This is a genomic window from Terriglobus roseus (genome assembly GCF_900102185.1).
Taxonomy (GTDB): Bacteria; Acidobacteriota; Terriglobia; order Terriglobales; family Acidobacteriaceae; genus Terriglobus; species Terriglobus roseus_A.
On record NZ_LT629690.1, the window covers coordinates 2,401,901 to 2,414,428 of the forward strand.

Sequence of the window (12,528 nt, forward strand, 5' to 3'; positions counted from 1 at the left end):
GCCCTGCCATCGGCTTCTTTCATGCCGAAAACCGTTACACTGGAGACGCGCCAGATGGAACGGACAGATCCCCTTTTTCGCCGTAAACGGGCCTTCATTGCCGAGGGCCAGACCAAGGAGCAGATGCTGCGTACCCTGGTCTGTTCAGACGCGCCGGAACAGGCGCTCCGTTACCACGGATTCGTCTGCATCGCCGGCGTGGATGAAGTAGGCCGTGGCGCTCTGTTTGGCCCCGTCGTTGCAGGCGCAGTTGTTCTGCCGGAGCGCACCACACGCCTGCAAAAGCTCGGCTTGCGCGACTCGAAACAACTCACACGCGAAGAGCGCGAGAAGCTGCGCAAAGAAGTTGTGAAATGCGCCATTGCTTACGCTGTCGCGGAAGTCGACGCCGAAACGATTGATCGCATCAACATCTACCAAGCCTCGCGTCTTGCAATGCGGCTTGCCGTCGACGCACTCGGATGTACGCCGGATCATCTGCTCATCGATGCCATGCGCATCGACCATCCCAGCGCACAGACAAAACTTATCTACGGCGATTCCCTCTCCATCTCGATTGCTGCCGCCAGCGTTCTCGCCAAAGTGCATCGCGACGCGCTGATGCGCGAGATGCACGTCGATCACCCGCAGTACGGGCTGGACTCACACAAGGGATACGCCACACCGGAACATCGCCGCGCGCTTGAAGAACACGGTCCAACCAAGTGGCATCGCCGCTCCTTCGCCCCCGTAGCGAAGTTCTTTGGCGATGATGCGCTGGAAAGCGCCGTTGCCACCACTGGCCTGCTCTTTGACGACGCCGAATTTGCACAGGAGATCGAACCATGCCAAAGCGCCTGATGTGCGTGATCGCACACCCAGACGATGAATGCTTCGCCTTTGGAGGAGCCTTGGCGCTCGCAGCAGATGCGGGTTGGGAAACCTACGTGATCTGTCTCACAGACGGGCAAGCTGCGACGAATCGCGGCGACTCCAATGACGGCTCAGACCTCGGCCGTATGCGCCGCGACGAATTCGCGCGCAGTTGCGATGTTCTTGGTGTAACCAAGCACGAACTGTTGGACTATCACGACGGCAAACTTGAGACCGTCCCCATGATCGACGCAGCGAAGCGCCTTGTCGAACGCATGCGCACGTGGAAGCCGCACGTCGTACTTACCTTCGGTCTTGATGGTTCGTTGAACGTTCATGCAGACCACACCGCCGTCTGCGCGTTCGCCTCTGCTGCATTCCATTGGTCAGCGCGCTCCAAACGCTTCCCGGAACTCGGCCTGGAACCGTGGGTAGCGCAGCGCCTCTATCACCAGAGCACGGACTTCACCCTTCCCGACCGCGAACCGCAGCAGCCCATGCCATGGACGGTGGAGCTTGATGTCTCATCCGTAAAGCAGCGGAAGTACGAAGCCTTTGAGCAGCACACCTCGCAACTCCCCGTGCTGGATAAAGTGCGCCCCTTCTGGGAGAAACATGGCCATCGCGAGCTTTATACTCTGGCCGCCGCAAACGACCCGCAAGCTGCAACCATCACACATAGTTTGATCGAAGGCATCGAAGCCGAGTAAACGTTATCTTGCCGTCTCTTCAGAAGCTCAGGACCATGCCTCGATTCGCGCCGTCAATTGCATTTATGTTCGCAACGGCTTTACTGCTGGCCGACACGGCGCATTGTCTCGGGCAAACGCCTGTACAACTGCTTCACAGAAAGAAGCTTTCGCCTACAGCAGATTCTTTGCCAAGGATTAAAAACCCAACGCCGGCTCAGACGAAAATCAACCGGCATCTTCAGATGGTGGATTCAGAGGCACGTGGGTCTGCTCAAGGATGCACCGGGCTCGACGAGCAGGGAGACAACATGTTCTTTCAGCGCGATATTCGGGTGACATCAAGCGGACCGCTTTTCTTGAGCGTTGAGATCCACGAAGGTGCTGGCTGTGGCGGCGTACATCCTTACAACGCTAGCTTCACCCTTACGTACGACCTCACCACTGGTGCTTTGGTTAAGTGGAGCAAATATCTCACCAGGACACGTGCAAAAGACCTCACATTCACTCCCTTAACGGAAGGCATGATTCTGCCCGCAGTGCGATCTGCAGTGCTTGAGAAGTTGTTTGTCGCTGGCTGGCAGGACCGCCAAGGCTGCACTGTAGAGGCTGTGGTTGGACCCGACTCAAAATCGGAAGCTGAGTTGACGGACTTTCAGTTGTCAGCAGCAACAGGTGGGCTAAGCGTTCTACCGGTCAATCTTGCAAGCGCCGCATCAGCCTGTGCCGCGCCCGTCATTCTGGGCAAGAGCGGTATGGACGAACTTGGCATTCCCCAGAACATTCAGGACGCCCTACTGCATCAGTAACGTGGGGACATTATGCTGTTGCTGCGTTCATCTTTCGCCGAGCAGCCACGCGATCCTGCAGCCACTTCGTCGCGGGGCGAGCCAACAGCAGTAGCGCTAGCACAACGGTGTCCTTCATCGGCGCGTGATTGCCCTTCTTCACTAACCACCAGTAGTGAATGATGCCAAGCACCGCAGCGCCATACACGGTGCGGTGCAGCGTTTGCCACGACTTGCCGCCCATCTTGCGTAACACCCACTGCGGCGACGTCACCGCAAGCGCCAGCAGGATCACGTATGCCAGCATGCCCACCTGGATGAAGCGACGCTTCTGAATGTCTTCCACCATGGTCGGCCACACGGCCTTCCAGTCCTCAACCACGGTATGAAGGTCGCCCGCACGTAGAGCAGTGAATGCACCGGGCAGATCAAACCCGGAGAACAGCAGCACGTAGGTCAGCAGATGCAGAGTCGCCCAGAAGAACGCCCATAGTCCCAGCATCCGGCGGAAACGAATCAGCCACGCAAGCTTTGGCGAAAGTCTGCGCAATGGCGTCACGGCCAGTGACGCCAGCAGCATGTAGACGGTCCAGTCGCCCGTCTCATGCGTGAGCGTATTCACCGGATCGGCGCCAAGATTGTTCGTCTGGAACTGCCAGACGATTCCCGCCACTGGTACCAGCGCCGCGAGAAACAGAAGAACTTTCAGAATGCGAATCGTGCGATTGGACATGCGCTCAGAAGTACCGGTTCAGATCCATCCCGTTATACAGACTGGCCACTTCATTCGCATAACCATTGAAGGGCAGTGTCGCAATCGTCTTGGGGAAGACACTGGCATCGATACGTCGTTCATGCGCCTGACTCCATCGTGGATGGCTGTGGCCCGGATTCACATTGGAGTAGAACCCGTACTCATTCGAAGCCATATCGTTCCACGTGGTGGTTGGCTGCTTGTCGGTGAAACGAATCTTCACAATCGACTTCGCCGACTTGAATCCGTACTTCCACGGCACGATGACACGCACAGGCGCACCCTGCTGATTCTCCAGCGTCTGCCCATAGGAACCAAACGTCAGCAATGCCAACGGATTCATCGCCTCGTCGATCCGCAAACCTTCCTTGTACGGCCAATCGAAACCACCAGGCAGTTCCATCTGGGAACGGTCCGCCAGTGAGGTGAACTCCACAAACTTTGCCTGAGGCTTGGGATCAGCAAACTTAATCAACTCCGCCAGCGGATAGCCAACCCACGGAACGATCATGCTCCACGCTTCCACGCAGCGAAACCGATACGTGCGATCCTCCAACGGCTTGAATTTCAGTAGCGCATCAATGTCGACAGTCTTCGGGTTGTTGCACAAACCTTCAATCTTGATCGTCCATGGACGCACGTGCATCTTGCCTGCGTTGGCTTTAGGATCAGCCTTATCCGTGCCGAACTCATAGAAGTTGTTGTAGCTCGTAGCCTTGCCCTGTGGAGTTACAGGATCGCTCACCGGCGGGAACGTGCCCGGCACAGTCGCCAGCTTGCTCGACGCCTCAACCGAAGGCGTGTACAGCGGCGGCATTTTCTTATGCCATTCATACGCCACGCCTGCCGCGGCCAATCCGCCAAAGATAAGATTGCGGCGATTGAGGAATTTCTCGCGCGGCGTAATGTCAGACGACTTGAATTCCGGCGCTTTGCCAATCAGCATGGCTCCCCTTTTCCGGTACGGCCCACCACAGTGCAGCCCCCATCATAAGACGCTGTAATCACTGGAATGCATCGCAATCCGTTTGCACGAAAGATATTCGTGCGAAAGACTGAAGAAACAAACCGTAGTGGCATGAAAAGGATGGTCAAGGAATGGCAATTTCGGCAGCGCGTGAGGCTGTGTTACAGCAGGCAGCGGACCATCTCCTGACGGCAAGGCGCACAGCCACCCCCATCCACTCCCTTCCAGAGGCCGTGGCCCCTACAACCGAGGAAGAATCCTTCGCTATTCAGGACATCCTGGCCCTGGCCTACGCCCCCATCGGTGGCTGGAAGGTGGGAGCCCAATCGCCCGAAGGTGTCCCATTCTTTTGCCCGTTACCTGCGGCGTGGATGGGCGCAAACGGCGCGGTCTTTCGTGGCATGACGCATCGTCTCCGCGGCATTGAGGCTGAGATCGCCTTCCGCGTGGGCACCGCGCTGCCGCCGCGCGCTACGCCTTACACACGGGAAGAGGTAATCGTCGCCATGGACGGCGCCTATCCCGCCATTGAAGTTCTGGAATCCTCTTACGTTAACCCGCTCGCCATGCCACGCGAACACATGCTGGCCGATCTGGCCATCCACGGCGGATTCGTTGCCGGTCCACGCATTCCCGATTGGCAGGAGATTGACTGGTCGCAGGAACACGTCGTCGTCACCACAGACGGGGTGGTACGCATTGAAAATACCGGTTCTAACCCCGGTGGAACGGACCTGGTCCGTCTGCTGGTCTATTTGGCCAACGAAGGATCGACGCGCACCGGAGGCCTGAAAGCTGGCGACTGGATCACCACGGGTAGTTGGACCGGAGTCACCTGGACTTCAGAGGGAACCGAGGTGGTCGCCCGCTTCAACAATGCAGGTGCTGTAAGCCTGCAGTTTGAACGCACAACGCACTAGCCTGCGTTGACTTTTTCGTTAATCACCAATGCGTAACTGCATTGACTTTGATGCAGTAAAAGAGACATCCTGCCAGTGCCCGAACGGAATCAGAAACTGCAGGAGTCTTTCGCAATGGCGCGTCCTTACTGGTCAGGAACCATACAAATTTCGCTGGTGCAGTTTGCGGTGAAGTTCTTCGTCGCCACTGAAGCAAAGAGCCAGATTCGTTTTCACCAGGTAAGTCGCTCCACCGGCGAACGCGTGCGCCATCAGAAGGTGCTGGAGTCCACCATAGAAAACGGCGGCGAGGAGATGTCCGAACAGTCCGCCACCGTGGGCAAGGATGACATCGTCAAAGGCTACGAATACGCCAAGGGCAAATACATCCTGATCGAGCCCAGTGAAATTGCCAACCTGCGCGTGCCTTCGAAACACACCATTGCAGTGGACCAGTTCGTGGACGAAAGCGAAATTGATCCGGCTTTCTTCGAAAAGCCGTACTTTGTAGCACCCGACGGTGAAGCGCAAGCAGAAGCCTTTGCCGTGGTGCGCGAAGCCATGCAGAAGGCGGGTAAAGTCGCTCTGGGCAAGATCGCATTCGGCGGTCGTGAACACATCGTCGCACTCATGGCCAGTAAGGATGACGAAGGCCGTGGTCTCATGGCCTACACGATGCGTTACGCGGAAGAATTACGCAATCCGAAGGAATACTTCTCTGACATTCCGAAGGTGAAAGTCGAAGAGGATCAACTTGAACTCGCAGAGCAGTTGATCAAAAAGAAGACTGCAAAGTTCAATCCCGATAAGTACAAAGACGGCTACGAAGTTGCGTTGAAGGAACTCGTCGATGCCAAACTGCATGACGAGCCCATTCCTGTAGATGAGCCGCAACCGAAGCGTGCGAAGGTCGTCAATCTGATGGACGCTCTGCGCAGTTCCCTCTCTGGCAAACCTACCGACGAAGGCGAAGATACGCCGCCCCCAGGCAAAAAGAGCACGAAGAAGGAGCCAGCAAAGAAGCGCTCCAACGTCGCGGAAATGCCGAAGCGCGAACAAGCATCCGAGCCGCAACGCAAAAAAGCTTCGGCCAGCGCGAAACCGGCAAAAACAGCGCGGCGCAGGTCGGCTTAGCAATCTCGAAACAGAAAAGCGAAAGGCGTGGCCCATCAGGCCGCGCCTTCGTTACTTGCAGGCATCAGTTCTTGTAGAAGGGCATGAGGCATGGCGACGAAGAAAGTAGCGAAGAAAACGGCTTCAACAAAACAGGCAAAGCCCACTGCTGGTGACGCGGTAGACGAACAGCTTGCGCGCTATCGTTCCATGCGCGATTTCTCTGTGACTGCAGAACCGAGCGGCAAGCAAAAATCAACTTCCGCTGCGTCTCTACCCTTCGTCATTCAGAAGCATGCAGCCACACGCCTGCATTATGACTTCCGTCTTGGCTGGAACGGCGTACTAAAAAGCTGGGCTGTCGCGAAAGGCCCCAGCTACGTTGTCGCGGATAAGCGGCTCGCCGTGCAGGTGGAAGATCACCCCATGGAATATGGCGGTTTTGAAGGAATCATCCCCCGCGGGCAGTACGGCGGCGGCACAGTGATGGTGTGGGATCAAGGGACATGGGAGCCTCATGTCGACGTGAACGAGGGCCTGCGCAAAGGCTCGCTGAAATTTGCGCTGAATGGAAGGAAACTGCATGGCAACTGGACACTCGTTCGCATGGGTGGCAAAGCCGCGCAGGAGGCCAAGCCCAACTGGTTGCTGATCAAAGAACACGACGAATACGAACGTACACCGGATGATCCCGCCATCACCGAAGAAATGCCCGACTCGGCAGTCACCGGCCGCTCGCTTGAACAAATTGCGGAAGCCAGCACGCATGTCTGGAACTCAAAAGAAACGGCTACCGAAGGCCAGGCATGGTATCGCCAACGGGCGCGGGACGCGGATGCCGCTTCTGGCGGCACAGCAAACGTCACCGCACCTTCCAAGAAAACTCCGACATTCAACAATGCTTCGTTAGCAAAACTACCTAAAGAAAAGCTTCCCGACTTTATCAAGCCGCAACTGGCGCAAGAAGCGACCGCACCGCCATCGGGAGACGAATGGTTGCATGAAATCAAGCTCGACGGTTATCGTATGCAGGCCCGCAAGCAGGGCTCACGCGTGCAACTCTTCACCCGCAGCGGCCTTGATTGGACGCATCGCATGAAGTCCGTCGCAGAAGCGATCAAGACGCTTGACGTGCAAGACGCGATCCTCGATGGTGAGGTTGTGGTCCTCGATGAAAAGGGGATTTCCAGCTTCGCAAACCTGCAAGCCTCATTCGAGAAGAACGAGAAACACCCGGTCACCTTCTTTCTTTTCGACCTGCTTCATCTCAACGGCCACAACACACGCGGCCTCCCGCTGAAAGAGCGCAAGCGTCTCCTGCACACAGTACTCAACAATGAAAACGATGGGCTCAAATTAAGCGAAGATATTGCAGGCGATGGCGCAAAGATCTTCCGCTCTGCATGCGAGCTCCATGCGGAAGGCATTATCTCGAAGAAGGCGGACGCCGTGTACCACTCCGGCCGCAGCACGCTCTGGCTCAAATCAAAATGCGTTCTGGAACAGGAGTTCGTCATCGGCGGCTGGGTAGATTTATCCAATGGCAGCAGAGGTGTCGGTTCACTCCTGCTTGGCTATTACGACGATGCAGGCAAACTCATCTATGCCGGTCGCACCGGTACCGGCTTCACACAGAGGACGCACAAACTTCTCCGCGACAAGTTGGACGCCATCGAAACAAAATCAAACCCATTCGCCGCCATTGATGCCGCTGGCCGTAAAGATGCTCATTGGGTTAAGCCTCAACTCGTAGCGCAGGTTCGCTTCGCCACATGGACTGCCGACAATCTCGTACGTCAGGCCGCATTCCAGGGTCTTCGCGAAGACAAACCTGCAAAAGAAGTCCATCGCGAAATGGGTCCGCCGTCCGCGAAACACAAATCCATCGCTCCAGCAGAAACAAAGAAAGACGTGCAGACGCTGCTCGAACCCGCCGCAGAAACAAAAACAACGACAAAGTCAGCTAAGGTCGTTTCCATCGATTCCAAGCGCCCCAAGCGCGCAGCAGAGCAACAGACGAAAACCACTCCCAGCCTTCGATTAACACACCCCGAAAAGGTCGTCGATCCGGAAAGCGGAGTCACGAAACGCGAACTCATGGATTACCTGTGGGCTGTGTCGGAAGAGATGTTGCCCCACATCGCAGGTCGTCCACTAAGCCTCGTCCGCTGCCCCGAAGGTTCGGATCACCAGTGCTTCTATCAGAAGCACGTCAACCACATGCTACCTGCGGGTGTTGGCAGCGTGATGGTGGCCGATAAAAAAGGTGGAGCGCCCGAACCCTACATCACGCTGGACACGGCAGAAGCTCTCGCAGGGCTCGCGCAGATGAGCGTGCTTGAAATCCATCCATGGGGCTCACGCAACGACAATCTCGAACACCCAGACCGCATCATCATTGACCTTGATCCCGACGAATCGCTTCCTTGGTCCACTGTTTGCGAAGCCGCACTTGAAGTGCGCGACGTATTGAAAAGCGCAGGCGTAGAAAGCTTCGTAAAAACCACCGGCGGCAAGGGCTTGCATGTTCTCTTCCCCATAACACCGAAGCATGACTTCGCGTTCATGAAGACATGGACACACGGCTTGGTGCAAGCCATGGAGCAAGCACGGCCTGAACTCTATCTCACCAAGATGACCAAGGCCGCACGCACTGGCAAAATTTATCTCGACTATCTCCGTAACGAACGAGGTGCAACAGCGGTCGCTCCGTACAGCATGCGCGCACGCAGCGGACTTCCCGTGAGCATGCCATTGGAATGGAAAGAACTCACCAGCAACACGCGCCCACGTTATACGGTTCATGATTTCGAGGAATGGAAGCCGCGCCTGAAGAAGAACCCTTGGCGCAAGGTGTTTGAACTAAAACAAACACTCAACGCCGCAGCGTTGGAGCACTTCGCACCGAAGGCGAAGCGCTCCTAGCCGCAGCGAATATTATTTCGTAAAGCTAAAGACCGTAGTCGTGTGATACGTCTGTCCAGGCCGCAGCAGTGTGCTTGGAAACGCCGGATGATTCGGCGAATCCGGATAGTGCTGCGTCTCCAGGCAGAACCCGCCACGGCGCACATACTTCTTGCCGCCCGTACCGGTGATCTCGCCATCCTTGATGAAGTTGCCGGTATAGAACTGCACGCCCGGCTCTGTGGTCTTCACCGTCAACGTACGACCCGACGTAGGATCGGTGACAATGGCCGCAGTCCGCAGCGTTCCAGCAGCGCCGTTCAACACGAAGTTGTGGTCGTAACCACCCGCGATTGTCAGCTGCTCGTTCTTCGCTTCGATTCGTTCGCCAATGGCATGTGGCGTACGGAAATCAAACGGGGTCCCCGCTACAGCAGGCAGATCGCCCGTAGGAATCAGAACCTTGTCCACTGGCGTGTAGTGGTCAGCATTGATCTGAATCTTATGATTCAGAATCGTTCCATTCCCCTCACCCGCCAGGTTGAAGTAGGAATGGTTCGTTAGGTTAATTACCGTTGGCTTCGTGGTCGTGGCACTGTACTCAATCTTCAGATCATGCCCGTGCAACGTGTACGTCACATGCGCGGTCAACGTACCGGGATATCCCTGGTCACCGTCGGGTGAAACCAGCGTGAACTCCACGCCGTCCGCCACTTCCTTCGCACTCCAGATGCGGTTATCGAAACCATCTAGACCGCCATGCAGTGACTGACCATTGTTGTTGATCGGCACATGATAAGTGTGGCCGTCGATCGTGAACTGCCCCTTGGCAATGCGATTGCCGTAACGCCCCACAACGGCCCCAAAATACGTGCCGCCATCATCCTGATAGCTCGCAGCCTTCGGATGTCCCAGCGCCACGTCAGCAAATTTTCCATTGCGATCCGGAGCGTCAATCGCCTGAATGCGCGCGCCAAGGGTGATCAGTTTCACCTGCAGTTCCGGGCTTTTCAGCGTGTAGATTTCAACGGGCTTGCCGTTCTTTGCCGTGCCGAACGACGCCTTCGTTACTTCCGCATTCATACCGGTTCCAATCATCCCCAGCGCCAGAAGCGCCACTGCCATCTTCATTGTTCCATGCCCTCATGGCCGCCAAGCGCGGACTCCGCGAAGTATACCGGGCTGGGGCGGCGGCACGCGAATGCTGCAGGATTTATACTGGTTACAGTTCTTTGACAGCGCTGCAACATGCAACGCTCGAAGCTGCTCCACAAAGTTGGGGGCGTCATGGTTTCGACGGGGTCGCTTGTGGCAAGAGGGCATGCCGGGGTGGGTACACCCGTAATCGAACCCAAAAACTATAAGTGCCGAACCTCAGTTTGCACTTGCTGCTTAATTAAATAAGTAGCCGATTGCTCCCGCTTCGCCTATGGGCGGGTACCAATCGTCGTACAGTAGGCTGGTCAAAGCTGTTCCGCCTGGACGGCAATGACGAGATCGATCAGGCTGGTGGCCGTTACATCTTCGCCCGTTCTAAGTGGCGGCTACGAGACAAAGATGATACGGGAAAAGCATGAATGCCTTTTGTCATTGGTTTCTTCGGACGGGAGTTCGATTCTCCCCGCCTCCACCAACTTCACCACATATCCATCACGCACTTCACGCGTGACAGCAGAACGCAAAGCCAGTAGAGTGGTGGCGCTCGCCATCTTCCTTACGGAACTGGATATCTCGCTTATGCGCTTTGTTTTACCTGCCCTGCTTTCGTCTCTGATCGCGCTCCCTGCTTTTGCGCAGGCGGTTCGTGGCAATGTTGACCTTACTCATCCACAGACATACACGCTGCATCGCATTGGAAGCATGGACCCAACAGGCGGGAACCATGATTCACTTCGCGTACTTCCCGGCGCCACAGCAACCCTGATGGACGTCGATGGCCCTGGCCAGATCTCGCATCTGTGGGTGACCATCTCTGATTCCGAAAAATACTTCCTTAAGCGCGTTGTTCTGCGAATCTACTGGGACGGTGAGACAAGCCCCAGTGTCGAAGTTCCTATCGGAGATTTCTTCGGTCAGAACACAGGCGAATATGTCGGCTTTGAATCTGCCGTACTCAACGTGGGTTCAAGCCGTGCGCTCAACAGCTACTTCCCCATGCCCTTCCGCAAACACGCGCGCATCACGATTGAGAATCAGGGCAAACTGCTCATCAACAGCTTCTACTACAACCTGGAATATCGCACTGGCCCCAACGTGGCTGACAAAGACTCGCTGTACTTCCACGCACAATACCGCCAGGCTGTACCTAATAAAGGCTGGACCACGGATTTCTATGCCAACAATGACTATCGCGTGGATCTGAAGCCCAACCTTGATGGCAAGGACAACTACACCTTCCTTGAAGCGAACGGCAAAGGTCACTACGTCGGCCTCACGCTTGGCGTGGTGCAGAACCAGGATGGCTGGTGGGGCGAAGGCGATGAGATGCTGTTCATCGATGACATGAGCAAGCCGACCATCACCGGCACCGGGTCAGAAGACTACTTCCTCGGCGCATGGGACTTCGGGACTCACTTCGCATATCAAAGCAACGGAGCGCCGCTCGTTGGATCAGAACTCGCCGGAAGCCATAATCTCGTTTACCGCTTCCATCTCGATTCGCCGATTCCCTTCAGCAAGGAATTCAAGGGAACCATCGAACACGGTCACGCCAACCACCGTTCTGACAATTACTACTCAGTCGCCTACTGGTATCAGACTGAGCCTCACGCGCCATTTCCAGAGCTTCCTGCAGTAGAAACACGTCTGCCTGCCATCTATCCCACAGGTGGCCCCGGCAACGGCCCGCAACAAAACATTGCACCGCCGGTAACACCGCTACCGATCCCACAGCCGGGCACCATCTCACCCACAGCGAATCCTCTAACACCCACGCGGCCTCAGTAAACAAAACGAATGCCCAGGTGCAAAACACCTGGGCATTCGTGTGAGAAAACTGCACCGCCGAAGTGAGCGCTTTAGATCTTGGAAGTATTTATCGAAAAGAGTGGCTTCTGTCTCGGCATCGAGGCTCCTTCTAACTCCAGCAACACCCGTTTTGTCTCCAGTCCTCCAGCAAATCCTGTCAGAGCGCCCGACGTTCCAATCACGCGATGACAAGGCACCACAATCGACAGCGGATTCCTACCATTCGCAGCGCCCACCGCGCGGCTCGCCGTGGGCCTTCCCAAACGCATCGCAATCTCGCCATAACTACGCGTCTTTCCATACGGAATGGCCAATAGTTGTTCCCAAACCAGCTTTTGAAATTCAGTACCACGCGCATCCAGTGGCAAATCAAACTCAGTGCGTTGCCCCGCAAAATACTCTTCCAACTGAACCACAGCTTTTTTCAAGACGGGGTGCGACGCGTCCTCGCGCGCTTCCTCTAAACGAACACGCTTCGGATTGTCCTCTGGCCAAAGTACAGCGACCAATCCAGCGTCGCTCGCCACTAACTTCAGCACGCCCACAGGTGATGGCATTGACGTTTTCACCAAGCCCATATCTTTGGCCTCTCCTT

General features: G+C 56.1%; 11 protein-coding genes and 1 other RNA gene. 8 read left to right on the forward strand and 4 right to left on the reverse strand.

Translation table 11 applies throughout. The features are described from left to right. The first annotated feature begins 54 nt into the window (after nucleotides 1-54). The 3 genes from BLT38_RS10075 (at nucleotide 55) to BLT38_RS10085 (ending at nucleotide 2,350) form a co-directional block, all read left to right on the forward strand. Complete coding sequence (locus BLT38_RS10075; protein ID WP_083347034.1) at nucleotides 55-840, forward strand: ribonuclease HII; 786 nt, start codon at nucleotides 55-57, stop codon at nucleotides 838-840. Further along, nucleotides 825-1,562 carry a PIG-L deacetylase family protein gene (locus tag BLT38_RS10080; RefSeq protein ID WP_083345049.1) on the forward strand — a complete coding sequence of 246 codons (738 nt, stop codon included), beginning with the start codon at nucleotides 825-827 and terminating at the stop codon, nucleotides 1,560-1,562. Before BLT38_RS10075 ends, BLT38_RS10080 begins: the two co-directional genes overlap by 16 nt. Before the next feature lie 290 nt (nucleotides 1,563-1,852). After that, nucleotides 1,853-2,350: a hypothetical protein gene (locus tag BLT38_RS10085; RefSeq protein ID WP_172838222.1), complete on the forward strand. Its 498-nt coding sequence runs from the start codon at nucleotides 1,853-1,855 to the stop codon at nucleotides 2,348-2,350. Between the two features lie 10 nt (nucleotides 2,351-2,360). Here BLT38_RS10085 and BLT38_RS10090 read toward each other — a convergent pair whose 3' ends face one another. Then, the gene (locus BLT38_RS10090) at nucleotides 2,361-3,062 is read right to left on the reverse strand and encodes a sulfite oxidase heme-binding subunit YedZ (protein WP_083345051.1); all 702 of its coding nucleotides are present in this window, start codon (nucleotides 3,060-3,062) and stop codon (nucleotides 2,361-2,363) included. A 4-nt stretch (nucleotides 3,063-3,066) separates the two neighbouring features. Then, nucleotides 3,067-4,029 (reverse strand): protein-methionine-sulfoxide reductase catalytic subunit MsrP, encoded by a 963-nt coding sequence (gene msrP / locus BLT38_RS10095; protein ID WP_083345052.1) that lies wholly within the window; start codon nucleotides 4,027-4,029, stop codon nucleotides 3,067-3,069. Nucleotides 4,030-4,181: 152 nt separating this feature from the next. Between msrP and BLT38_RS10100 the strand changes: the two genes are divergently transcribed. From BLT38_RS10100 to ligD, 3 genes are all read left to right on the forward strand, one after another. Next, nucleotides 4,182-4,970, forward strand: a complete 789-nt coding sequence (locus BLT38_RS10100; protein WP_083345053.1) for a 2-keto-4-pentenoate hydratase — start codon at nucleotides 4,182-4,184, stop codon at nucleotides 4,968-4,970. A gap of 114 nt (nucleotides 4,971-5,084) precedes the next feature. Then, the gene (locus BLT38_RS10105; RefSeq protein ID WP_083345054.1) at nucleotides 5,085-6,083 is read left to right on the forward strand and encodes a Ku protein; all 999 of its coding nucleotides are present in this window, start codon (nucleotides 5,085-5,087) and stop codon (nucleotides 6,081-6,083) included. 90 nt (nucleotides 6,084-6,173) lie between these two features. Next, on the forward strand, nucleotides 6,174-8,987 hold the full coding sequence (gene ligD, locus BLT38_RS10110) for a DNA ligase D (protein ID WP_083345055.1): 2,814 nt from the start codon (nucleotides 6,174-6,176) through the stop codon (nucleotides 8,985-8,987). Between the two features lie 12 nt (nucleotides 8,988-8,999). Here ligD and BLT38_RS10115 read toward each other — a convergent pair whose 3' ends face one another. Further along, nucleotides 9,000-10,091, reverse strand: coding sequence for an aldose epimerase family protein (locus BLT38_RS10115; protein ID WP_331711420.1), 1,092 nt, complete (start codon nucleotides 10,089-10,091; stop codon nucleotides 9,000-9,002). 153 nt (nucleotides 10,092-10,244) lie between these two features. On the opposite strand from BLT38_RS10115, the gene ssrA reads away from it, so the two are divergent. Both ssrA and BLT38_RS10125 read left to right on the forward strand, forming a co-directional pair. Beyond that, nucleotides 10,245-10,599, forward strand: a transfer-messenger RNA (tmRNA) gene (gene ssrA, locus BLT38_RS10120). Further along, nucleotides 10,551-11,912 (forward strand): glycoside hydrolase family 172 protein, encoded by a 1,362-nt coding sequence (locus BLT38_RS10125; RefSeq protein WP_156785080.1) that lies wholly within the window; start codon nucleotides 10,551-10,553, stop codon nucleotides 11,910-11,912. Before ssrA ends, BLT38_RS10125 begins: the two co-directional genes overlap by 49 nt. 71 nt (nucleotides 11,913-11,983) lie before the next feature. Here the strand turns inward: BLT38_RS10125 and BLT38_RS10130 are convergent, their stop codons facing one another. Next, a complete protein-coding gene (locus tag BLT38_RS10130; RefSeq protein ID WP_083345057.1) occupies nucleotides 11,984-12,511 on the reverse strand; it encodes a methylated-DNA--[protein]-cysteine S-methyltransferase in 528 nt (175 codons plus the stop codon). Between the last annotated feature and the right edge of the window lie 17 nt (nucleotides 12,512-12,528).